We start from the raw sequence: 21627 nt of genomic DNA on the forward strand, positions 1-21627 counted from the left end.
ACGGTTGCGGCCTGCCCCGATACCGGGGCAGGCACAGCGCTTATTTCAGCGGCGTAGCAACAAACTCGGGCAGTTGCTCCACCCGGTCAGCGTAAGCGGCAAGCGCTGTGTAGTTCTGGACCTCGACCAAGTGGGAGACCCTGAACTGGGTGAAGCGCCAGGCGGCGGCCACGGTTACATCGGCCTGAGACAATTGCGCCGTTGCAAGCCAAGGATTGGCGCTGGCTGCAGCCTTTTCCAGAAGCGCCAACGCGGCATGCAATTGCTCGGTGACGCGCGTTTGCCAAGGCTCGTAGTGAAACGCGACCGGTTTGTTGTATTCATACTCTAGCTGGACCGCTTTTTCGCATACCGCGAGGCCGAGCCCGATGAGCGACAGCACCTTTTGATGCTCCGCCGAATCCTTCGGCATCAAACTGCGGTTCGGTGCGACCTGCGCCTCCAGATAATCAAGGATCATCGATGAGTCCATGATCATTTCGCCGTTTTCGCAAATCAGCGTCGGCGCCTTGACCACCGAATTGATGGTTCGAAATTCATCCGTATCGCGAAACACCGAGATCTGCCGATGTTCATGTTCCAGCCCCATCAGCCGCATAGAAACGGCCACGCGCCGAACATAGGGTGATCCCATCATGCCAACCAGTTTCATCGCTTTCTCCTGAAATATTGACTATCCGTTTCATCGCCCCCTCCACTCCGTGTGACACTGGTGAACAAAGGGCGAAACTTGTTGTAATCGGCTATGCATCAATTGGTGCAAACGCCACCCTCGCCCCGTAGAACAACGAGGCTCGTTGTGAAACCGTTGCACTATCGCCAGTCGTCAAGAACCTGTTGTCGCCTGCTCTTGCACTTGAGAGATGAGGATTACTTTTCAGATACTCCACCAGACTCTCAGCGGCGGCGTCGGACTGGGAAATCAGCCGCATGGAATCCGGCAGCTCGAGGCGCCAGAGGTGTTCAATAATCGGATAATGCGTACAGCCCAGTATGCAAACATCTGGCACCTGTGGAGCAGCACTCAGGAGCGCATTGACATGTTTACGAATCTCAGTGCGCAGCATGTCCTCAGGCACACCTTGTTCAATGAGCAACGCCAGGCCCTGACAGGCTTGTTGGTACACCTTTATATCGGCACGCCGATTATTGATTTGCGACGCAAAGATATTTGACTGAACCGTGTGCTGAGTCGCGAAGACCGCGACGCTTTGCACTGGATAATCACAAGCAGAGTTCGCGATCCTGTCGGCGACAGGTGCAACAACGCCGATCACCCTGCGACCGGGATGAACCTCAGCAAGCCACGTCTGCTGCAATCTTTGCAGACTGGTGGCAACCGCCGTGTTACAGGCGATGACAACTAATGAGCAGCCATACTTGAAAAGGCGAGTAATGGCGGCCTGGGTAAGATCATGGATATCGTCGACTGCATCATTGCCATAAGGTGCGTTTCCATGATCACCCAAATAGACGAACTGCTCATCGGGCAGGACCGACTCAAACGCGCGCATTACCGTTAAACCACCGCTGCCGAAATCAAATACGCCAATCAATCCGAATCCCTCCTTGAATACCCGTAAGTTTTCAGATAGTTGTCGCAATGGCCGCAGCGACGCCGATATATAAAACCCCTGTTACCACACTCATTTGGCGTTTTGTGCGAAGAATCTTCGCCGCATGCCCCGCCATGAGCATATACAGTGCATATACTGTGGTAGAGATGAATATTGCCGTCGACACCAATGCAATGCACTGCGGAATATACGGCAAGGCGTTATCGATGAACGTTGGAAACAAGATGATGTTGGTCAATATCCCCTTGGGATTTGTAAACGAAACGATCATCGCTCCGGTAAACATTTGCAGAGGGGTTCGCTTGCGCGAAGTGGCAACTGCAACCTGGGTATGCGAACGCAGCGCTTTAACAGCGAGATAGAGCAGGTAAACAACGCCCACCCATTTCAGCCAGAACAAAATACCGGGGTTATCTCTTACCAATATCCCCAGACCGGACAAAACAATAACGGCGTGCCCGCCACTGGCCAGGCCGAAACCAATGGCAGCTGGAAACGATTCCTTGAAACCATGATCCAGGGCTTGTGCCATGGAAAAGGCAACATTCGGCCCGGGAAGTATCGCGGCCGATAGAAATACTACGCAAAACAGTATCCAAAGTTGAAAATCCATACCGCGCAATCCCCGCATAAGTCGCGAATTCAAGACAATATTTATTGAAGTTATTCAGTCAGGTTTTGATACTCGGACTTTCAGTTCTCAAGCAGGCGATCCGATCCATTTGGGAAGAAACGCTTTGATCCAGGTCGCCACCGCGCAATCATATTGATGCCAACCGGCAGTATGTTCGGCTGCAGGCCGGGTACCCGGCGCTTTGAGTCGTTCGCCACCGAGCATTGCCCAACGGTCGATCGTCTCGTAAGTCACTTCCGGGTGAAACTGCAGAGCGTAGGCGTTAGTTGCATATCGATAGGCCTGAACCGGAAAGGTCGAACCTTCGGCTAGCTGCGTAGCGCCTGGCGGCAGATCGAAGCCTTCGCTGTGCCATTGATAGACATGGTCTGGAAAAGGAGCGCAGGCGTCAGCCGTTATCTCGTGAGCAGCAGCCAGCGGTGTTATCGGGTAATAACCGGCCTCGGTTATCCCACTATCCAGTCGGTAGACGCGCGATCCCAAGTGCCGAGTCAGCATTTGCCCGCCCAGACAAAGACCCAGCAAAGGCTTGCCTTCCTTCAACGGCTTGGCCAACCAGTCGATCTCGTCGCGAATATAAGCGTCGTTATCATTAGCGCTCATCGGGCCGCCGTAAACGGCCACGCCCGCGTGCTCTGCCATGCACTGCGGAAGCGGATCACCGAATCGTGGTCGGCGGACATCCAGCTCAAATCCCATTTGATTCAGGAGGACGCCTACGCGGCCGGGCGTCGAGTGTCCCTGATGCAAAATAATCAAGACCTTGCGTGTTTGACCCATTGCACAACTCCATGTGTTCACTGATCAACTTGATCCAGGCCTGATTTAAATCGACGCGGTGAAGGGAGGACTGCCCACCCACAGTTCGGCGAAATTCTGCGCCGCCGGGCCAGTGCCGAGAATGCGGTCAAGTTCAGCTATTTGAAGTCGTCTGTGGAATTGAGCATTGTCGTCATAACGATGCAGCAACATCGCCATCGAATGGGAAAATTGCACATCCCGCCACACCTGTTTCAACGCAATGCCGGAATACGACAGCAACAGATCGTCCTTGTCGCTGGCATAAAAATGCTCGAAGCCACGAGCCAGAATATTGGCATCGGAGACAGCCAGGTTAAGCCCCTTGGCAGCAGTAGGCGGCACGATGTGCGCGGCATCGCCCGCGAGGAACAACCTGCCCTTTTGCATTTTTTCGGCAACGAAACTTCTCAGTTGCACAATACTTCTTTCAATAATGGCCCCGCCGTCAACTTTCTCCGGCCGCCCTTCAATCCGCGATTGCAAGAGATCCCAGATGCGCGCGGCAGACCATTCATTGGGATCTTCGTCCGGAGAACATTGCAGATAAATTCTTGAAACCTTCGCCGAGCGCATGGTGAACAATGCCAGCCCGGTTTCGTGGCTGGAAAAGATGACATCCTTGGCAATTGGCGTCATTTCGGCGAGTACCGCCAGCCATGCAAACGGGTAAGCATGGGAATAACAAGTTAGTGCGTCAGCGATTTGCGGCCGGCAAATGCCATGAAAGCCGTCGCAGCCGACAACAAAATCACATTCAACACTCTGCTGCCTGCCGTCATGTCGGAACGTCACCGAAGGCGAGTTACCATCAGTGCCATGCACTTGGACATCGGCAGCGCCAAACAGCAGCGGATACTCTGTCCGCAACCTTGCTGCGACGAGATCCTTGATGATTTCCTGTTGCCCGTAAATCATTACGGTTTGCCCGGTGAGTGCCTCGAAATCCAGTTCACGGGTAGATCCGTCGTAATGGAACTGCAGGGTGGAATGTTTCATCCCTTCAGCATGAACTCTTTCACCCACACCACTTTGTGTCAGGATGCGGACAGTCGCGGGTGTAATCTGACCCGCACGACTGCGTCCCTCGACGTATTCCCTGGATCGGCTTTCAACAATGATATTGCTGATATTCATCTGAGAAAGCAGTTGCCCCAACATTAATCCAGCCGGCCCTGCTCCAACGATTGCAACCTTTGTCCGCATAGGGTTGTCCCTCTGAGTAATAAGGCTTAAAGCAAACACAATTCAAATGGCCGGGACGCTGCCTTCGCCATCCATGTCGAAATCAGTTCTTCCTGAAAATCACACTGCTCATGTACTGATGCAAATCACGAAGGTCGTTAATACTCCACGCATGTGGCGGTATCTTTACGCCGTTTTCTCGCAATGTTTTCGGGATCAAATTCCCGCTGGGCCGAAGTATCACCGACGAAACGATAACCCCCGGATATTCATCAAGTCTTTTTCTGAAACCTGGCAGAGTAAGATCAGGAGTCGCCGGATTGCTTTTGTTCGCCAAGGGACCTGTCCCTCTGATGTCTGCTCCGTGGCAAACTGCGCATCGCTGCAGATACAGTTTTTTCCCGTTAGCGTTATCCGCGATGGAGACGGATGTTTGCGCAGCCAATACCAAACTCAGCAACACAGTGACTTTCTTACTCATATTTTTGATGCTGCCTATTTGTACCGATGGATATGAACGACCTTGTTCCAGCGTAATCAAGGCTTGTCAAAAACCAGACGAAAGACTTCATCCGACATGCAGGCGGCCCACGATAACTTGTTGGTCGCTTCTTTTATTCCGGTTACCAAAACGTATCGCGCGCTTCCAAAAAGAAACGAACGAGTTCCAGGATCTGGTTATTTTCCGGAATTACCGGTCGGTAAGAAATTTTCCCGCGCCGAGGGTTGAAGAATAACTATTGCTACAGCGCAGAAGAAAAACAGAGCAACGATTGACTGCCTTGACGGTAAAGGCATGCGGAGGCGAACAGATAAGTAATGCGATGAGATGAAACATGCCAATCCCTTGAGCCGTTCATAGTCTGATCTATAGCGATGAGTACATCCTTACTCACGGCGACTAATCTCACACTTGTTTCAGAATATGTCAACACCTGATAATCAAATTGACAACACTGAAAATGTCCTGGAGCAATCAAAGTTCTGTGGTCTGAATGGTCAGCGCCAACGCCCAAGCGCTACAGACCATCAGTGTTTCTCCCAAACCCTGAAACCGGCCGGCGTGCATCAGACCCATGCCGATCAACCAGGCATACATCAAGCCCAGCAACGCGCCAGCCGTACCCAAGCGATCGCCAAAGCGCAGCCGTGATGACTGACCGGTTCCAAGGCACCGGCGCCATGCTGGCCGGTGATGATCACGGTCTGCTTCATCATCGCCACAGCGATGGCGCCATTGATGCGCAAGAGCGCCGAGCGCACGGGCATTGATGCCCCGCCTGCGGGAGCTGCCGCAGGCTGCGAGCTTTTGACTTTGCTTTTTAAAGACAAGATCAAATTATCGCAGCCTTCCGCAGCTCCTTCAGGGGATTGTGGGCAGCTTAGGCCTGCGGCAGTTTGCGGAAGCCCACTGCCAGGCGATTCCAGCCGTTGATGGTGTTGATCGCCACCGTCAGGTCAACCAGTTCCTTCGGCGAAAACTGCGCAGCGACGACTTCATAGTCTTCGTCCGGCGCGTGGGTCAGACTCAGTTGCGTCAGCGATTCGGTCCACAGCAGCGCGGCGCGTTCACGCTCGCTGAAGAACGGCGCTTCCCGCCATGCCGTCACGGCGAACAGACGACGCGGGGTTTCGCCGTCCTTGATGGCGTCTGCGGTGTGCATGTCGATGCAGAATGCGCAGCCGTTGATTTGCGAAGAGCGCAGCTTGACCAGTTCGAGCAGGCTCTTTTCCAGCGACAGTTTCGAGACGGCATTTTCCAGCGCCATCATCGCTTTCATGGCATCAGGGGAAGCGGTGTAGAAATCGGCACGAGGTTGCATGGTGGGCTCCGGGGTAGCGATTGAATGTGTGGCTACGTTAGTCCCCGGGGGTGGTTCGGCAAATAGCCAATATTGCAGAAGAACGGTAGGCCACTTGGCGCGGCGACTGACCGCTCGTCACTCGACGGGCACCAAGGTTTCAGTGCGCCTGACCAATATCAGGTAATCCCCTTTATCAGGAGACGTACCATGATGACGCGCAAATTCACTTCGTTATTGTTGGCCGGCCTGCTCGCCACGGCATCCGCCGCCAGCTTCGCTGCCAATGACAGCACCGATGCGACGGGCACCAAGTCCGGCGGCGCCAGCAGCTCGACCATGCCGCCAGACAGCACGCCGGGCTCGCCTTCCGTTGACAGCAATTCTGGTGGAACCAATAACGGAACTGGCACAGGAACCGGGACAGGGACAGGAACTGGTTCGGGCATGGGCACTGGCACGGGCACCAATGGCGGCGCCAGTGGTTCGGGTTCCGGCGCGGGTGGCGGGACCGGTTCGGCCGGCGGCGGCACGGGTGGTGCGGGCGGTGGCACGGGCAGCTGAACGAACAAGAGCCATCCCAGATAGTCCTGCATACATCAGGACCCAATGTGGGAGCGAGCCTGCTCGCGAAAGCGGTCTGTCAGCCAACCTTGATGCACGCTGACACACCGATTCGCGAGCAGGCTCGCTCCCACTTTTTATTTCTGTTGACTGAAAGAATCAGCGATCCGACCGCATCAGCTCGGCAAAACCCTCATCAGCTGTAAACACCGCCGCGCGATTGCGCCCGGCATTTTTCGCCTCATACAAAGCCGCGTCCGCGCGCTGGATAAACACCTGCGGGCTATCGTTGCCATGCGGAATAAATGAATAACAGCCCAGGCTCACGGTCAGATAACCGGTCGGCGAGCCGCTGTGAATGATGTGTTTGTCGATCACGCTGCGGCGAATCTGCCCGGCTATCGCCAGCGCGCCGTTGATGTCCGTATCCGGCAACAGCACAGCGAACTCTTCACCACCGTAACGCACCGCCAGATCCGACTTGCGCTGGCAGCAGGCCTTCACCACTTGGGCTACCTGCGCCAGGCATTGATCGCCGGCGACATGTCCGTAAGCGTCGTTGTAGCGCTTGAAGAAATCGATATCGAGCATGATCAGGCTGACCGGACTGACCTGGCGCGCGCCCCGGGCAAACTCGATGTCCAGCGAGCGCTCGAACAAGCGTCGATTGGCCAATCCGGTGAGGCTGTCGTGGGTGGCGATCTGCTCCAGCGCCAGTTGCGCCTTGCGCAGATTTCTCTCGATACGCTCGCCGTCGCGCACCTGATGAATGAACACCCAGCCGAACAGGCCAACCCCGAGAATCACCAGCGCGACAATCACGCTGGACTGAAAGGCGCGGTCATACCAGCCCTGCAGAATCGTGTCTTGCGAAGTCGCAGCAGAGACCACCAGCGGATACGAGGCGAGCTGGCGATAGCCATATAAGCGGGTCACACCGTCGACCACGGAATTGAGCATCGCCGTGCCCGCGTTAGCGTTCGGCAGCAAGGTTTGATAGATCTCGCCGTGGGCCACCGAGGTGTTGATCAGCGACTCATCAAAGGGCCGTCGCGCCAGCAAGGTGCCGTCGGTCAGCGCCAGAAACATGATGCCGCTGTCATCGAGGCTGAAGCTTTTGAAGAACTGATCGAAGTACGACATGCGGATGCCGGCCATCAGCACGCCCTGAAAATTGCCGAGCTGGTCGTTGACGCGTCTGGAAATCGGAATGATCCACTCGCCGTTTTCGCGGCTGCGAATCGCCGGACCAATGCGCGCAACGGTCGACGCATTCTGCTGATGGAACTTGAAATAGTCGCGATCGGCCACGCCATTGCCACGAGGCAGATCGGCGAACGAAGTAATGACCCACTGCCCTTCGCGATCGAAGAGAAAGATGCCATGCAACTGATCCAGTTGCTGCGCGCGGCGGGCGAAGATCCGCTGTAACCGAGGGCGCTGCGCCGCCCCGTAACCATCGTCCTGAATCCAGTCGACCAGGCTGGTCATCACCAGATCCGCCGCCCGCACAGTGTCCTCGGCCTGCTGCGCCATGGCCCGGGTCAGGTTGCCCGAGGCCATTTTCGCCACCGCCAGATCCTGACGCCGCGACTGCTCCAGTTGCAGGTACAGCAGACCGCACAGGCACAGGCTCACCGTAACGATAAACAGCACCGCCGCTTTGCGTAGCGGCAACCGTTTGAGCGTGCCGGGGGCCTGATGCGGATCGTGATTGGGGATTGGCAAAAGCATGTCCTGGGCAGGTACGACAGGGGCGCGAGCCCGAAACCCTTGTATGTGTGAGCCTAGCCCACCGGGATGTACCGGGCAAACGCCCGCCTCCCGCCCAGTTATCGGCGCCTCGCGAGTTTGGATGATCGCTTTTCGTCGATTTATTTACGATTGCTTCTTTACGGTTAATCAGTTGTGCAGGGCCAGCCGCCGCATCGCGCTGGTCAGGTGCGCGCGAGCACTTTGCGCATCGCCTTCACGCATTTGCTCATAGGCGCGCTGCGCAATCGCATGAGGCACCGGTTTCAATTCGCGCTGAGTGGCCATGGCCAGCAGCTGCACCTGCGCAGCGCGTTCCAGGTAATACAGATCGTCCCAAGCTTCGGCAATGGTCGGCGCGGCGACAATCACCCCGTGGTTTTTCAGAAAGAGAATGTCGGCGTCGCCCATGACGCTGGCGATGCGATCGCCTTCGGATGCGTCCAGTGCGAGGCCGTTGTAATCCTCGTCCACCGCTGTGCGCCCGTAAAACTTCAGCGCAGTCTGCCCAAGCCAGAGCAGCGGCGGGCCTTGTAGCAGGCACAACGCGGTGGCGTGCGGCATGTGCGTGTGGAACGCGACTTTTACCCGTGGCAGTTGTTTGTGCAGGCGCGCGTGGATGTAGAACGCGGTCGCTTCGGGCTCGCCTTCGCCATCGACCACGTTGCCGGCGAAGTCACAGACCAGCAGATTTTGCGCGGTCACTTCCGAAAAAGCGTAGCCGTATGGATTGACCAGAAACAGATCATCATGCCCCGGCAGCATCGCCGAAAAGTGATTGCAGATGCCCTCCTCCAGCCCATGCAGCGCGGCCAGTTGAAAGCACGCAGCGAGTTCGTCGCGGGCGGTGATGATCGCCTCGGTGTCCAGGTTCAACGTTGCGGTTGGTCTGGCTTTGCCAGTGCCGCTCAAGATATGAGCCATGGCAATCCTCCTTAGGTCCAGCCGAGGGATTTGAACAGCGGCAGCACTTGATCGAGGCTGGACAGGATCGCGTCGGGGCGATAGTCCGGCAACAACTGACGACCCGTGCCGCGATCGATCCACACGCAACGAAAACCCATGTCCCGCGCCGCCGTGTGATCGAGCATGGGGCTGGCGCAGATGTGCACCACTTCATCCCGGGTCACGCCCAATTGCTCATGAGCGTAGTCGAACAGGCGCGGCGCCGGCTTGTAGGCGCCAGCCTGTTGCGCGGTGATCACCCGGTCGATATGGCCGCCGAGCTGCGCAACGTTGCCGGCAATGATGTCGTCGTCGGTGTTGGAGACAATGCATAGCTTGAAGCCCATGGCTTTGAGCTGCGCGAGGGTGTCGACCACTTCGGCAAATGGCGGCATGTTCGGGATGGCTGTCGCCAGGCGTTGACTGTCCTCGGGCTGACTCGGCAAGCCCAATTCTGCCAACGCCAGTTGCAGGCCGAGGGTGCTGAGTTCGCGAAAGGAACGGTGCGGCGGCGTTTGTTCGAGACAGTGCTCGTGACGGTCGTAGACTTCGATCAACTTAGTGGCGTCGACTGTGTGCTCGCCCTTGTCGCTGAGCATTTTCTCGACCACGGCTTTCAGCCCTTCATCCCACTGAATCAGCGTGCCGTAGCAATCGAAGGTCAGCCATTGCGGGCGTGGCGTGTTGTTCAAGGTCATCGGTCGATTCCTCCAGAGTGAGGACTTCAGCTTATGAGCGTGCGGTGATAGTGTGAAATTAAATAAACACGCCATCGTCATTCGCAAATCAACTATCAGGAACGCCGCCATGCTGGATCTGGAATTGCTGAAAACCTTTGTCTGCGTGGTCGACGAAGGCAGCTTCACCCGTGCTGCGGAACGTGTGCACCGCACCCAATCGACGGTCAGCCAGCAGGTGCGCAAACTCGAAGATCTGGTCGGCCACCCGCTACTCCTGCGCGACCGCACCGGAGTGAACGTCGCGGTCACCGAACACGGCGAACTGCTGATCCACTACGCGCGCCGATTGCTGGCGCTGTCCGCCGAAGCCACGCAAGCGCTGGCCAGCGACGTCGACCTGGAAGTGCTGCGCATCGGCATGCCGGAAGACTTCGACGCCCGGCGCATGGCGTTGATCCTCGCCGGTTTTACCCGCAACCATCCGCAGGCGCGCCTGGAAACCATCAGCGGCATGAGCCTCGACCTGCGCCAACGCCTCGACGCCGGCGACATCGACATTGCCCTGATCAAACGCGAACCCGACAGCGGCCCGGCATGGGCCACCTGGCCGGAACGACTGGTCTGGGTCAAAGGCACCGACTTCGACACCTCCAGCGGTGTGCTGCCGCTGGCGCTGTTTCCGCAGGGCTGCCTGTACCGACAACGGGCGATTCGCCTGCTCGATGTGGCGCAGCGACCGTGGCGAGTGGCGTTCGGCAGCCACAGCCTGACCGGGATTCAAGCGGCGGTAGCGTCTGGGTTAGGGATTTCGGTTTTGCCGGTTTCGGCGCTATTGCCAGAGCATGAGGTGTGTAGGGATCTGCCGGAGTTGGCGCCGACGGAACTGGCGCTGGTCAGCCGCGAGGGGGTATTGAGTGGGTTGCAGCGGGGGCTGGTGGAGTTTTTGCGTGGGGAATTGGGGGTGGATGCGGGGGGATTTGCCTGAATCCCCCGAGGATCTTTATTCGGGTTTGTTGATTTCGCGGAGGAGGTCGGCGGTGGGGATGTTCATGGTGTTTGAGTAGTAGCGTGGATCGTATTCATATTCACATTTCCAAATCCTCAGGCCAAAAAAACAGGCGCTCACGGGAGCGCCTGTTTTCCCTGGCTCATTACGGATGGTTCACCGTACCGGCGGCACCCGAATATCCCCCGCCCGGCACTGAGTCTTCACCCCTTTGCCACACGCGCCGAACTGCAAATCCTTGTCCATGCACACCCGCACTTCCGACAGCTGCGGGCCGCTGCAAATCACCGCAATTCCATCCTCGGGAATACCCGGATTGGCCTTGCGAAACAGATCGACAATCTCTTGCGCTTCGAAGTAGTACGACGTCGAGCCGAACGGCTGTAACGCCTGCGGAATCTTCACCGCGCCGAGGGCCTGATCGGACTTGTCCAGATAGCCCTCCGCGCCCAGACCGCTGCAGGTGCCGTGCTTGGACCATTCGTGATCAAGGAGTTTTTTCGTCGGGTACATCGTCAGGCCCTTGCTGGTTTCTGCCGCCGATAGCCTGGTCAGCGGCGGACAGGATTGCGGCCAGCCGCCCTTGGCGTATTGCGGCCACAAACCGTGCAGGACAAAACCGTAACCCTTGCCGGTGCACTGCGCATCGTCCTTGTGCGTCAGACAAAAGGTCGGCGACCAGGACAGCGCCAGCAGGTAGTAGTCGAACACCCCCGCCACCGATTCGGCCTGCATTTTGTTCGACGCCGGCTGACGCGCCGAACTCATGCCGATGCTACCGGCCGTCAGCGCGATTAGCGCCAGAATTGTAAACAGCTTTTTCATTAACCCGTTCCTTGGGACGCCTGCGTCCGTGGTTTTCGTTGTTGGCCAGACCTGGCCAGTGCTGATTTCGACACGCTTGTATTGCAAGCGCATGACGCAAGGCAAGGCCCTGCGCCGTGCAAAGGTCTACGCTGAACAGGCAGACATCCAACAAGGGAACCGACATGAGTAAAGCAGACGAACTCGCCGCCAGACTCAAGCAGACACGGCACACCCAGGCTGATGCGGCGCTGGAAATCGATTGCTGGCCTGCTCAGGTGTACGACTTGTACCACCGCATTGAGGGCTGGCTGCAACCAGTCACCGAAGTAGGACTGAAGATTCGGCGAAATCCTACGCACGTTTGCGAAAGTTCGCCGGACGGCGAAAGCCACGATTACGCGATCGACCAGTTGGTGATCGAAGCCAACCATCACAGTTTGATGTTCGATCCGATTGCGCGGTTTACCGAGGACGGTTGCGGACGTGTCGAGATCAAGGTACCGGGGCGCGATCAGTCGTTGCTGCGCACGGTCGACGAGCATGGCGAGAGTCACTGGTGGTTGCAGACTATCGAGACCGGCCAGGAGCTGGATGCGATTGCGCTGACGGAAAACAATCTGCTGCAAGTAGTGCAGCAAGGGCTGGGCCTGTAAGCCGTCCGGGTTAACTGACAAAACTGTAATGTTTGCCTCAGCCAACTGAAAGCCGGGGCTGGCTAGTCTCTCTGTCATGAGCCAGACGGGGATTTCCAGCGCATGCCTTCCATTCTCACAAGACGCACTTTTGTCAAAGGCCTGGCCGCCGGTAGTTTACTGGGTGGCCTCGGGCTCTGGCGGACACCGGTCTGGGCGCTGAACGGCGCCGCGCCCGTCAACGAACTGAGCGGTAACGAATTCGAGTTGTTCATCGGCGAAACTCCGGTCAATTTCACGGGTTCCGCACGCACGGCGATGACCATCAACGGCAGCCTGCCCGGCCCGCTGTTGCGCTGGCGCGAAGGCGATACCGTGACGCTGCGGGTGCGTAACCGGCTCACCGCCGACACCTCGATTCACTGGCACGGCATTCTGCTGCCGGCGAACATGGACGGCGTACCGGGTCTGAGTTTCCATGGCATCGAACCGGGGGGCGTGTACGTTTACCAGTTCAAGGTTCGGCAACACGGCACCTACTGGTATCACAGCCATTCCGGCTTACAGGAGCAGGCCGGCGTCTATGGGCCGCTGGTCATTGAGGCCAAAGAGCCGGAACCGTTCCAGTACGATCGCGACTACGTGGTGATGCTCAGCGACTGGACCGACGAAGACCCGGCCAGCCTGATGAAGACCCTGAAAAAGCAGTCCGACTACTACAACTTCCACAAACGCACCGTCGGCGACTTTATCAACGATGTCGGTGAGAAAGGCTGGGGCGCCACGGTTGCCGATCGCACGATGTGGGCGCAAATGAACATGAACCCCACCGACATCGCCGACGTCAGTGGCGCCACGTATACCTTTTTGATCAACGGCCACGCCCCCGATGACAACTTCACCTGGCTGTTCCGTCCCAGCGAAAAACTGCGCCTGCGCCTGATCAACGGCTCGGCCATGACCTATTTCGATGTGCGTATTCCGGGACTGAAGATGACGGTGGTGGCTGCCGATGGCCTGCACGTCAAACCGGTCAGCGTCGATGAACTGCGCATCGCAGTGGCCGAGACCTATGACGTGATCGTTGAACCTGAAACCGAGGCCTATACCCTCTTCGCCCAGGCGATGGATCGCAGCGGTTACGCCCGTGGCACTCTCGCCACACGCGCCGGCATGTCGGCAGCAGTGCCGGCGCTGGATCCGCGTCCGTTGGTGAGCATGGACGACATGGGCATGGGCGGCATGGATCACGGCAGCATGGACATGAGCGCCATGGATCACTCCACCATGGGCCCGATGCAAGCCCATCCCGACAGTGAAAACAATAATCCGCTGGTGGACATGCAGGCCATGGTCACCGCGCCAAAGCTCGACGATCCGGGCCTCGGCCTGCGCAACAACGGCCGCCGAGTGCTGACCTACGCCGACCTTCGCAGCACCTTCGAAGACCCGGACGGCCGCGATCCGAGCCGCACGATAGAGCTGCACCTGACCGGCCACATGGAGAAATTCGCCTGGTCGTTCAACGGCATCAAATTCTCTGATGCCGAGCCTTTACGGCTGAAATACGGCGAGCGCATCCGCCTGGTGCTGGTCAACGACACCATGATGACCCACCCGATCCACCTTCACGGGATGTGGAGCGATCTGGAAGACGAAAACGGCAACTTTCAGGTGCGCAAACACACCATCGACATGCCGCCCGGCAGCCGCCGCAGCTATCGCGTCACCGCCGACGCCCTCGGCCGCTGGGCCTATCACTGTCATCTGCTTTATCACATGGAAACGGGCATGTTCCGCGAAGTGCGGGTGGAAGAATGAAGAGGTCCATCATGACTCGACTCAGCGTGTTTCCGCTGCTGCTAGCCGGCACCTCCGCCATGGCCGCCGACGCCATGCACGGCATGGACCACAGCCAGATGCCCGGGATGGATCATTCGGCAATGCAAAGCATGGACGACGGCATGATGCAGCCCGCCGCGCCCAGCGAAAGCCGCACGCCGATTCCGCCCGTGACCGACGCCGACCGCGCTGCGGTGTTCACCAGCCCCGGCGGTCATCAGGTGCATGACAGCGTTATAAACAGCTACCTTCTTGCCGACAAACTCGAATGGCAGAACGCCGATGACGGCAGCGCTGTGGCCTGGGATCTGTCCGGCTGGATCGGCGGGGATACCGATCGGTTGTGGCTGCGCTCTGAAGGCGAGCGCAACAACGGCAAGACCGAAGACGCGGAAATTCAAGCGCTGTGGGGCCACGCCATTTCACCGTGGTGGGACGTGGTCGGCGGCGTGCGTCAGGACTTCAAACCCGGCGCACCGCAATCCTGGGCCGCGTTCGGCGTGCAGGGCATGGCGCTGTACAACTTCGAGGCCGAAGCCACGGCTTTCCTCGGCGAGGGCGGCCAGAGTGCGGTACGGCTGGAGGGCGACTACGACATCCTGCTGACCAATCGACTGATCCTGCAGCCGACCGCTGAACTGAATATCTACGGCAAAAACGATCCGCAGCGAGGCATCGGCTCAGGGTTGTCCAATACCGAGGCGGGCCTGCGGTTGCGTTATGAAATCCGCCGCGAATTTGCGCCTTATATCGGCGTGACGTGGAATCGCACTTACGGCAACACCGCCGACTATGCCCGCGAAGAAGACGAGGATCGCAGTGAGGCGCGCCTGGTCCTCGGGGTCAGGCTGTGGTTCTGAATTCTTCTAAAAAAACAAATCGGAGACCTTGCATGCGCACATTAACCCTGCCCCTGATATTCGCCAGCGGATTGCTCCTGAGCACCCTCGCCCAGGCCCACCCGAAACTGCTTTCGTCAACGCCGGCCGAAGGCGCGGAAGGTGCCGCGCCGACCAGGATCGAGCTGCACTTTTCCGAGAATCTGGTCACGCAATTCTCCGGGGCCAAACTGGTAATGACCGAGATGGGTGGCATGGCTCACTCGCCGATGCCGATGAAAGCCAAAGTCAGCGCCAGCAGCGATCCGAAAACCATGCTGATCACCCCGCTCGCCCCGCTGCCTGCCGGCACCTATCAGGTGCAGTGGCGCGCGGTGTCCGCCGACACGCACCCGATCAGCGGTAACGTCACGTTCAAAGTGAAGTGAACAATGGCGGACCTGCTCAACATCATCCTGCGGTTCGCCTTGTACGTGGATTTGCTGCTGTTGTTCGGACTGGCGTTGTTTGGCTTGTACAGCTTCAACGCGTTGCTGCGGTTCCGTCCATTGTTGTGGGGCATGGCAGTGACAGGCGCGTTACTGTCGGTGGCCGGGCTGGTGCTGATGACCCGCGCCATGAGTGGCGAAACACAGCTCGCGGCATTGTGGCCGCACCTGCAGATGATGCTGCTGGAAACAGACGTCGGCCTGGCGTGGGCGCTGCGGATGACAGCGCTGGCCATCGTAGTGATCCGGCCGGGTCTGTGGCCAGCGTCGTTGGCAGGCGCCATTGCCCTCGCTTCGCTGGCATGGAGCGGGCACGGAGCGATGGACGAAGGATGGCTGCGGTTCTGGCACTTTCTCAGCGACATCTTGCACTTGCTTGCGGCGGGAGCGTGGTTGGGTGCCTTACTGGCGCTGGTGTTGATGGCGAGCGGGCGAATCGGTGACACACGCCTTCGCTTGATAGCCGATGCAGTGAAACGCTTCGAATGGGTGGGCGCGTTGATCGTGCTGACGGTGTCGGTCACCGGCGTGATGAATTATCTTTTCATCGTCGGCCCAAGGCTCGACGGAGTGCTGTTCGGCACCTACGGACAGCTGCTGGCGATCAAGGTGCTGGCGTTTGCCGTGATGCTGGTGCTGGCTGCGTTGAACCGCTTTCATCTTGGACCGTCACTGCAACGATCGCTGCGCGACGGCCAGCACCTCATCGCCGCGAACGCGCTGCGGCGCAGTGTGGTGATGGAGTTGGCCCTTGCCCTGTTGATCGTGGCGCTGGTGGCGTGGCTGGGCACATTGAGTCCGGACCCGGGATGACACCCGTGGAAGGCTTTCACTACACTGGGTCACCTTCCCTTTCAGAAGCCCGATCTCAATGACAACACTAAAAAGCACGATGATCCTCGGCGGCCTGCTGACCCTGGCGACTGGCGCTCACGCCGACCCGGCCTCGTCCCACCTCGACAGCATCCAGCAACAAGGCCAGTTGCGTGTCTGCACCACCGGCGACTACAAGCCCTACACCTTCAAGCGCAACGATGGCGACTTCGAAGGCATCGACATCAGCATGGCCCGCTCCCTGGCCGACAGCCTCGGCGTCAAGGTGCAATGGGTGCAGACCACCTGGAAAACCCTGATGCCCGACATGCAGGCCGGCAAGTGCGACATCGGCATGGGCGGCATCTCGGTCACACTGGAACGGCAGAAAAAAGCCTACTTCAGCAACACCCTCGACACCGACGGCAAGATCCCGCTGGTGCGCTGCGCCGACCAGTCCAAATACCAGACCATCGACCAGATCAACCAGCCCAACGTGCGCCTGGTGGAACCTGCCGGCGGCACCAACGAAGCCTTCGTCCACGCCTTCCTGCCCAAGGCACAGCTGGCCCTGCACGACAACGTGACGATCTTCCAGCAACTGCTCGACAACAAAGCCGACGTGATGATCACCGACGCCTCGGAAGCGCTGTATCAGCAGAAACTCAAACCCGGTTTGTGCGCGGTGAATCCGCATCAATACATGCAATACGGCGAGAAGGCTTACCTGCTGCCGCGCGACGACATCAGCTGGAAACTGTATGTCGATCAGTGGCTGCATTTGAGCAAGGTCACTGGCAAGTATCAGCAGACGTTGAGTGAGTGGATTGCGGTGCCGCAATAAGCCACTGAACCAGGCCACCGCGCGCGTTTAGGGAACGGTTCGCTCAATGCACGCGGTCGGCACGCGGTGGAGAAAAGTGGCAGCCGTAATTCCAAAAAGCAGACAAGGCCTACACTGAAATCACAGCGACACGTTCGCTTCCGCCGCGATGCATACCGCACATCCACCGCTACTGCTCTCGAGGCATCCCATGAATGTCGACTGGCTCAATTTCACGCCTTGGTCTTCCCTTGCCGGCGGCGCGCTGATCGGCCTGGCCGCAAGCCTGTTCGTGGTCGGCAATGGACGTATTGCCGGCATCAGCGGCCTGATCGGCAGCCTGCTGCAACGCAACCGTGAAGGCGCCAGTGAGAAGGCGCTGTTCATCCTTGGCCTGTTGGTGGCGCCACTGCTGTGGGGATTGTTCAAGGCGTTACCGCCGATCGAGTTCCAGAGCGGCTGGTCAGGGCTGATTCTCGCAGGGTTACTCGTAGGGCTTGGCACACGCTACGGCTCAGGTTGCACCAGCGGCCATGGCGTTTGCGGCATATCGCGCCTTTCGCCACGTTCGATGCTCGCCACTGCCTGCTTTATGCTCAGCGGGTTCCTCACCGTGTTTGTCCTGCGCCATCTGACGGGAGTTTGAACGTGCTCAAACTGAATGCATTCCTGGCCGGCCTGCTGTTCGGCGTCGGATTACTTCTGGCGGGCATGGCCAATCCGACGAAAGTTCTGGCGTTCCTCGACGTGGCCGGGGCCTGGGATCCCTCGCTGGCATTGGTCATGGTGGGCGCCATTGCCATCGCTATCGGCCCGCTGACCTGGGCACGCCGGCAACGCAGATCGGTACTGGGCAACCCCATGCAACTACCCGCCCGAAAAGAGCTGGACCGACGACTGGTTGGTGGCAGCCTGCTGTTCGGGGTCGGTTGGGGGATAGCCGGCATCTGCCCTGGCCCGGCAGTGACCATCCTGTTGACGGGCCACTGGCAGGCAATCGTTTTCGTATTGGCGATGCTCGCAGGCATGGGGATATTTACGCTGCTGGAAACCCGACGCAACCCGTGACCGCAGAACAACCGGCATTCAGGCGCAGGGCATCCACGGCAGCCAGTGTTGGTGGTGATCAATGTTTTGCACAAGATCGCGGATTGGATGATCTCCCCTGCCACGCACTCGTCGAGATCTGCGCCAACGATTTGAACGAGGGCCTGGCGAACCAGTAGCCCTGCATCAGATAAATGCCGCAATCGGCGAGAAAGTCTCTTTCCTCGGCATTTTCTATGCCCTCGGCGATCACTTCCACGCCCAACTCTCTACACATGTTCACCACGTTGCGCACGATGGTCTGGCGTACGCGGTCACGGTGAATATTGCGGATCAGCGCCATATCCAGCTTGATCAGGTCCGGTTGAAAATCCGCCAACAAATTAAGTCCGGAATAGCCTGCGCCAAAGTCGTCGATGGCCGTCTTGAAACCAAACTCACGATACTCACGCAAGATATTCATCAAGTGTTTGTTGCTTTCGACGTGCTCGCCTTCCACAGCCTCGAAGATCAGCCGCTCCAGCGGAAAGCCGTATGTGCGCGCCGCTTCCAGCGTGCTGCGGATACACATCTCCGGCCGGTAAACGGCATTCGGCAGAAAGTTGATCGACAGGTACTGCGTCATGCCCAAGTCAGCCGCCGTGGAAATCGCCCGCACACGACACAGTTGATCGAATCGGTAACGGTTCTGATCGTCCACCTGCTCGAGGACAGACAAGGCGCCTTCGCCGTTCACGCCGCGAACCAACGCTTCATGGGCAAACGTCGTTTGATCGCGCAGGTCCACAATGGGCTGGAAAGCGAAGGCGAAATCCATCTCTGGCACACCTTTGTTCCTACAGCCCTGGCAGCCACCGGGAGACGCGAATGATTTTGGAAAGTCGGTCATGAACCACCTGATGACGGCGTGCAACCTTCCATGGCGATAAATAAAACAGCTGCTGGCCTTAGTTATCTGCAAACAAGGCAATAACTGTAGCCCTGCGGCGCCTGAATAGTTGAAAGGCACCGCGTGCGCCAAGTTGAAAAGATCAGGTGCGGAAATGCGCGGTCATTCGCTGCAGGTCCTGCCCCAGGGACGCCAATTCGATCGTCGCCGCCGCGCTTTCTTCGCTGGCGACAGCCGACTGGTCAGCCACATCACGCACACTGACAATGCTGCGGTTGATTTCGTCGGCCACGGCACTTTGCTGCTCAGCGGCGGCCGAGATCTGCAGACTCATTTCCTGGATCGTACCGATGGACTGATTGATCTCGGTAATCGCCAATTCGGCTTTCTGCGCCAGTACCACCGTATCGAGGGTGCGTTCGCGGCTTGAGGTCATCAGCGTCGCGGCCGCTTGTGTGCCTTGTTGCAGGGTGACGATCAGCGCTTCGATTTCCTTGGTCGAGTCCTGCGTGCGCTGTGCCAGCGAGCGCACTTCGTCTGCCACCACAGCAAAACCACGACCCTGCTCACCCGCCCGCGCGGCTTCAATAGCGGCGTTCAACGCGAGCAGATTGGTCTGCTCGGCGACGGCTTTGATCACATCGATGACTTTGCCGATCTGCTCGCTGTCCTGAGTCAGCACATTCATCGCACCGCCCAACTCTTCAATGGCCATGGCAAGTTCGCTGATCTGCACCGTCGCCTGCTTGACCACCGTGCTGCCATGGCGCGCCTGCTGATCGGCGAGGGTCGCGGCAGCTGAGGCATCGGTGGTGTTACGCGCAACTTCCTGCACCGTCGAAGCCATTTCGTGCATCGCCGTGGCAACTTGATCCACTTCACTTTTTTGCTGACGTACACCTGCGCTGGTCTGCTCGCTCATGGCCGAGAGCTTTTCCGCAGAGGTGGAAATCTGCGTGACGCCATTGCCGATACCTTGCACCAGCGTGTTCAGGTTCTGCGCCATCTCCTGCATCGCATTTTGCAGATCGCCCAACTCATCTTTGCGCGCAGACCTGGCCTGGACCGTCAGGTCGCCTTTGGCAATGCGTCGTGCCAGATCAACCGTCAGCGCCAGCGGCGCAGTGATCTGGCGCGAGATGACCACCGAAGCCAACAGCCCGATCACCAGCGCCAGCGCAGTCAATACCGCCATCTGAATAAAAGCCGAATGCTGATCCTCACGCGCAAGGCGCTGCTGGGTGTCCATCAGGCCACTCATGATCTTGTCCATCGCCTTGCTTTCCTGGTCGACCTGCTCGCGCATGTTCTGCTTCTGCTCAAACAGCCCGGCCACTTCCACCAGTACTTCGCGATAACGCCGCATGCCGGCGTGGGCTTCTTCCAGTTGGCTCGACAGCGCCGTCGGCAGGCTGGTGCGCGCCTTGCTGATATCACTCAAGAAGGTATCGATGGTTTCCATCAGCAGTTTTTTGTTCACGTCGTTGGGCACCGCAATGTAACGACGCAACATCAGGCGAAAAGTGGTCATGCCATTGCGCAAATCGGCCACCGTGCGCAGCTCCCGAACGCGTTCACCATCGGCAGACGCCAAGGCACTGGTCGTGGTGCCTTCAAGCATGCCGGCAAAAGTTTGCGCGTACTTGTCCGACAGCGCCGTCAGCGGTTTCAGCGCATCCGTGGTCGACTGATCGGCAGCGATCAGCCGTTTGACCTTCAGGTCGTAGGCAACAATCGTGGCTTGCAAAGCCTTCAAAGCTTGCTGGTTTTCAGCACGGGTCAAGGTGTCCAGCGCCTTGCTCACAAGACCCTGCAAGACATTCAACTGCGCGTTATAGGACTCGGCGAACGCTGCGTCAGCGGCGGCTTCGTACTGTTTCTCGGACAGACGCATATTTTGCGTAGCGTCATTCAACGTGCCGATCAGACGCGTGGTACTCAAGCGATCAACCAGCACGCTGTTGCTGTTATAGCCAATGAAGGCAACCGCCAAAACGGCCAGCAGAAGAATGCCGAAGCCGGTTCCCAGCTTGCGGGAAACTTTGATGTCACCGAGGAAATTCGATGCTACTGCCATATTCAGCCTCAAACGTCCTGACGCGAAACGCCAGGCACAAAAAAATTGATCTCCGGTAACCACAGTCACCGTCCAGACATTCGGGGGTCGTCATCCAAGGCGTAATACGGGACGCTCCAGCTGTCCCTGAAATGCAAATGCCGATGCTGTGGACGCGTCGATAAATCCGCGATGCGAGCACCGGCAGACAAACCCTTCACGTCGCAAACAGAGCATTTGCACGCTGGATTTATCGTTTCAGCAAAGGTGTCTGGAGGGATGCTATTAATTTTGGGAAAACTTGTACAACTTTATATTTTTGTATAAACGTTGAACTTTTTGAGTGGCGTGATGACGCATTGCCATCATGACCTATGGCACATCGCCACTGGCGTGAAAGGGGATTGAAAATGCGGATTCAAATGCCTGACCACGCAATCACTGCCTC

24 protein-coding genes and 1 pseudogene are annotated in these 21627 nt (G+C 58.1%); 10 read left to right on the forward strand and 15 right to left on the reverse strand.

Annotated elements, in window-relative coordinates:
* Window positions 1-40: 40 nt before the first annotated feature.
* The 8 genes from KVG87_RS19085 to KVG87_RS19120 all read right to left on the reverse strand — a co-directional run bounded on the left by KVG87_RS19085 (window position 41) and on the right by KVG87_RS19120 (window position 6017).
* On the reverse strand, window positions 41-652 hold the full coding sequence (locus KVG87_RS19085) for a glutathione S-transferase family protein (RefSeq protein ID WP_110646935.1): 612 nt from the start codon (window positions 650-652) through the stop codon (window positions 41-43).
* A gap of 91 nt (window positions 653-743) precedes the next feature.
* Window positions 744-1556 carry a glutamate racemase gene (gene murI, locus KVG87_RS19090; protein WP_076563617.1) on the reverse strand — a complete coding sequence of 271 codons (813 nt, stop codon included), beginning with the start codon at window positions 1554-1556 and terminating at the stop codon, window positions 744-746.
* 31 nt (window positions 1557-1587) lie between these two features.
* Window positions 1588-2190 (reverse strand): LysE family translocator, encoded by a 603-nt coding sequence (locus KVG87_RS19095; RefSeq protein WP_076567678.1) that lies wholly within the window; start codon window positions 2188-2190, stop codon window positions 1588-1590.
* 87 nt (window positions 2191-2277) lie between these two features.
* Window positions 2278-2991 carry a glutamine amidotransferase-related protein gene (locus KVG87_RS19100; protein ID WP_071173006.1) on the reverse strand — a complete coding sequence of 238 codons (714 nt, stop codon included), beginning with the start codon at window positions 2989-2991 and terminating at the stop codon, window positions 2278-2280.
* A gap of 45 nt (window positions 2992-3036) precedes the next feature.
* On the reverse strand, window positions 3037-4215 hold the full coding sequence (locus KVG87_RS19105; RefSeq protein WP_217852073.1) for a 4-hydroxybenzoate 3-monooxygenase: 1179 nt from the start codon (window positions 4213-4215) through the stop codon (window positions 3037-3039).
* Window positions 4216-4297: 82 nt separating this feature from the next.
* A complete protein-coding gene (locus KVG87_RS19110; RefSeq protein ID WP_076563620.1) occupies window positions 4298-4675 on the reverse strand; it encodes a c-type cytochrome in 378 nt (125 codons plus the stop codon).
* 617 nt (window positions 4676-5292) lie between these two features.
* Entirely contained in the window at window positions 5293-5463 is a 171-nt protein-coding gene (locus KVG87_RS19115) for a hypothetical protein (RefSeq protein WP_217852075.1), read from the reverse strand.
* Between the two features lie 113 nt (window positions 5464-5576).
* Entirely contained in the window at window positions 5577-6017 is a 441-nt protein-coding gene (locus tag KVG87_RS19120) for a carboxymuconolactone decarboxylase family protein (RefSeq protein WP_016775423.1), read from the reverse strand.
* A 189-nt stretch (window positions 6018-6206) separates the two neighbouring features.
* On the opposite strand from KVG87_RS19120, the gene KVG87_RS19125 reads away from it, so the two are divergent.
* Complete coding sequence (locus KVG87_RS19125; protein ID WP_041477257.1) at window positions 6207-6560, forward strand: hypothetical protein; 354 nt, start codon at window positions 6207-6209, stop codon at window positions 6558-6560.
* A gap of 159 nt (window positions 6561-6719) precedes the next feature.
* Here the strand turns inward: KVG87_RS19125 and KVG87_RS19130 are convergent, their stop codons facing one another.
* The 3 genes from KVG87_RS19130 to KVG87_RS19140 all read right to left on the reverse strand — a co-directional run bounded on the left by KVG87_RS19130 (window position 6720) and on the right by KVG87_RS19140 (window position 9955).
* Entirely contained in the window at window positions 6720-8288 is a 1569-nt protein-coding gene (locus KVG87_RS19130) for a sensor domain-containing diguanylate cyclase (protein WP_217852077.1), read from the reverse strand.
* A 174-nt stretch (window positions 8289-8462) separates the two neighbouring features.
* Window positions 8463-9236 carry an aldolase gene (locus KVG87_RS19135; RefSeq protein WP_217852079.1) on the reverse strand — a complete coding sequence of 258 codons (774 nt, stop codon included), beginning with the start codon at window positions 9234-9236 and terminating at the stop codon, window positions 8463-8465.
* 11 nt (window positions 9237-9247) lie between these two features.
* Entirely contained in the window at window positions 9248-9955 is a 708-nt protein-coding gene (locus tag KVG87_RS19140; protein WP_217852081.1) for a haloacid dehalogenase type II, read from the reverse strand.
* A 109-nt stretch (window positions 9956-10064) separates the two neighbouring features.
* Between KVG87_RS19140 and KVG87_RS19145 the strand changes: the two genes are divergently transcribed.
* Window positions 10065-10922: a LysR substrate-binding domain-containing protein gene (locus tag KVG87_RS19145; protein WP_217852083.1), complete on the forward strand. Its 858-nt coding sequence runs from the start codon at window positions 10065-10067 to the stop codon at window positions 10920-10922.
* Between the two features lie 177 nt (window positions 10923-11099).
* Here the strand turns inward: KVG87_RS19145 and KVG87_RS19150 are convergent, their stop codons facing one another.
* On the reverse strand, window positions 11100-11768 hold the full coding sequence (locus tag KVG87_RS19150; RefSeq protein ID WP_217852085.1) for a ribonuclease T2 family protein: 669 nt from the start codon (window positions 11766-11768) through the stop codon (window positions 11100-11102).
* A gap of 164 nt (window positions 11769-11932) precedes the next feature.
* Between KVG87_RS19150 and KVG87_RS19155 the strand changes: the two genes are divergently transcribed.
* The 8 genes from KVG87_RS19155 (at window position 11933) to KVG87_RS19190 (ending at window position 18255) form a co-directional block, all read left to right on the forward strand.
* The gene (locus tag KVG87_RS19155; RefSeq protein ID WP_041477268.1) at window positions 11933-12403 is read left to right on the forward strand and encodes a hypothetical protein; all 471 of its coding nucleotides are present in this window, start codon (window positions 11933-11935) and stop codon (window positions 12401-12403) included.
* A 102-nt stretch (window positions 12404-12505) separates the two neighbouring features.
* Complete coding sequence (locus tag KVG87_RS19160; protein WP_217852087.1) at window positions 12506-14203, forward strand: copper resistance system multicopper oxidase; 1698 nt, start codon at window positions 12506-12508, stop codon at window positions 14201-14203.
* Between the two features lie 11 nt (window positions 14204-14214).
* Window positions 14215-15084, forward strand: a complete 870-nt coding sequence (locus tag KVG87_RS19165) for a copper resistance protein B (protein WP_302467810.1) — start codon at window positions 14215-14217, stop codon at window positions 15082-15084.
* Window positions 15085-15116: 32 nt separating this feature from the next.
* On the forward strand, window positions 15117-15491 hold the full coding sequence (gene copC, locus KVG87_RS19170) for a copper homeostasis periplasmic binding protein CopC (protein WP_217852091.1): 375 nt from the start codon (window positions 15117-15119) through the stop codon (window positions 15489-15491).
* A 3-nt stretch (window positions 15492-15494) separates the two neighbouring features.
* Window positions 15495-16364 (forward strand): copper homeostasis membrane protein CopD, encoded by an 870-nt coding sequence (copD, locus tag KVG87_RS19175; RefSeq protein WP_217852093.1) that lies wholly within the window; start codon window positions 15495-15497, stop codon window positions 16362-16364.
* A gap of 58 nt (window positions 16365-16422) precedes the next feature.
* Complete coding sequence (locus tag KVG87_RS19180; protein ID WP_217852095.1) at window positions 16423-17208, forward strand: transporter substrate-binding domain-containing protein; 786 nt, start codon at window positions 16423-16425, stop codon at window positions 17206-17208.
* A 190-nt stretch (window positions 17209-17398) separates the two neighbouring features.
* Window positions 17399-17833, forward strand: coding sequence for a YeeE/YedE family protein (locus tag KVG87_RS19185; RefSeq protein ID WP_217852097.1), 435 nt, complete (start codon window positions 17399-17401; stop codon window positions 17831-17833).
* Window positions 17834-17835: 2 nt separating this feature from the next.
* Entirely contained in the window at window positions 17836-18255 is a 420-nt protein-coding gene (locus tag KVG87_RS19190) for a DUF6691 family protein (protein ID WP_217852099.1), read from the forward strand.
* A 58-nt stretch (window positions 18256-18313) separates the two neighbouring features.
* On the opposite strand, the gene rimA is transcribed toward KVG87_RS19190, so the two are convergent.
* The 3 genes and pseudogenes from rimA to KVG87_RS26300 form a co-directional block, all read right to left on the reverse strand.
* The gene (gene rimA / locus KVG87_RS19195) at window positions 18314-19123 is read right to left on the reverse strand and encodes a S6 modification regulatory phosphodiesterase RimA (RefSeq protein WP_217852101.1); all 810 of its coding nucleotides are present in this window, start codon (window positions 19121-19123) and stop codon (window positions 18314-18316) included.
* A 142-nt stretch (window positions 19124-19265) separates the two neighbouring features.
* On the reverse strand, window positions 19266-20138 hold the full coding sequence (locus KVG87_RS26295; protein WP_370695147.1) for a methyl-accepting chemotaxis protein: 873 nt from the start codon (window positions 20136-20138) through the stop codon (window positions 19266-19268).
* A pseudogene (locus KVG87_RS26300) lies at window positions 20124-21200 on the reverse strand (methyl-accepting chemotaxis protein); the annotation flags it as partial. The gene KVG87_RS26295 and the pseudogene KVG87_RS26300, both read right to left, overlap by 15 nt.
* Window positions 21201-21627: the final 427 nt, after the last annotated feature.

The organism is Pseudomonas siliginis (genome assembly GCF_019145195.1).
Lineage (GTDB): Bacteria > Pseudomonadota > Gammaproteobacteria > Pseudomonadales > Pseudomonadaceae > Aquipseudomonas > Aquipseudomonas siliginis.

Excerpts from the sequence above, each read along its gene's own strand:
- KVG87_RS19085 (WP_110646935.1), bottom strand. The coding sequence starts at position 652 with ATGAAACTGGTTGGCATGATGGGATCACCCTATGTTCGGCGCGTGGCC.
- KVG87_RS19095 (WP_076567678.1), bottom strand. The coding sequence starts at position 2,190 with ATGGATTTTCAACTTTGGATACTGTTTTGCGTAGTATTTCTATCGGCC.
- KVG87_RS19100 (WP_071173006.1), bottom strand. The coding sequence starts at position 2,991 with ATGGGTCAAACACGCAAGGTCTTGATTATTTTGCATCAGGGACACTCG.
- KVG87_RS19105 (WP_217852073.1), bottom strand. The coding sequence starts at position 4,215 with ATGCGGACAAAGGTTGCAATCGTTGGAGCAGGGCCGGCTGGATTAATG.
- KVG87_RS19110 (WP_076563620.1), bottom strand. The coding sequence starts at position 4,675 with ATGAGTAAGAAAGTCACTGTGTTGCTGAGTTTGGTATTGGCTGCGCAA.
- KVG87_RS19115 (WP_217852075.1), bottom strand. The coding sequence starts at position 5,463 with ATGCCCGTGCGCTCGGCGCTCTTGCGCATCAATGGCGCCATCGCTGTG.
- KVG87_RS19120 (WP_016775423.1), bottom strand. The coding sequence starts at position 6,017 with ATGCAACCTCGTGCCGATTTCTACACCGCTTCCCCTGATGCCATGAAA.
- KVG87_RS19125 (WP_041477257.1), top strand. The coding sequence starts at position 6,207 with ATGATGACGCGCAAATTCACTTCGTTATTGTTGGCCGGCCTGCTCGCC.
- KVG87_RS19135 (WP_217852079.1), bottom strand. The coding sequence starts at position 9,236 with ATGGCTCATATCTTGAGCGGCACTGGCAAAGCCAGACCAACCGCAACG.
- KVG87_RS19140 (WP_217852081.1), bottom strand. The coding sequence starts at position 9,955 with ATGACCTTGAACAACACGCCACGCCCGCAATGGCTGACCTTCGATTGC.
- KVG87_RS19145 (WP_217852083.1), top strand. The coding sequence starts at position 10,065 with ATGCTGGATCTGGAATTGCTGAAAACCTTTGTCTGCGTGGTCGACGAA.
- KVG87_RS19150 (WP_217852085.1), bottom strand. The coding sequence starts at position 11,768 with ATGAAAAAGCTGTTTACAATTCTGGCGCTAATCGCGCTGACGGCCGGT.
- KVG87_RS19155 (WP_041477268.1), top strand. The coding sequence starts at position 11,933 with ATGAGTAAAGCAGACGAACTCGCCGCCAGACTCAAGCAGACACGGCAC.
- KVG87_RS19160 (WP_217852087.1), top strand. The coding sequence starts at position 12,506 with ATGCCTTCCATTCTCACAAGACGCACTTTTGTCAAAGGCCTGGCCGCC.
- KVG87_RS19165 (WP_302467810.1), top strand. The coding sequence starts at position 14,215 with ATGACTCGACTCAGCGTGTTTCCGCTGCTGCTAGCCGGCACCTCCGCC.
- copC (WP_217852091.1), top strand. The coding sequence starts at position 15,117 with ATGCGCACATTAACCCTGCCCCTGATATTCGCCAGCGGATTGCTCCTG.
- copD (WP_217852093.1), top strand. The coding sequence starts at position 15,495 with ATGGCGGACCTGCTCAACATCATCCTGCGGTTCGCCTTGTACGTGGAT.
- KVG87_RS19180 (WP_217852095.1), top strand. The coding sequence starts at position 16,423 with ATGACAACACTAAAAAGCACGATGATCCTCGGCGGCCTGCTGACCCTG.
- KVG87_RS19185 (WP_217852097.1), top strand. The coding sequence starts at position 17,399 with ATGAATGTCGACTGGCTCAATTTCACGCCTTGGTCTTCCCTTGCCGGC.
- rimA (WP_217852101.1), bottom strand. The coding sequence starts at position 19,123 with ATGACCGACTTTCCAAAATCATTCGCGTCTCCCGGTGGCTGCCAGGGC.
- KVG87_RS26295 (WP_370695147.1), bottom strand. The coding sequence starts at position 20,138 with ATGCAGGAGATGGCGCAGAACCTGAACACGCTGGTGCAAGGTATCGGC.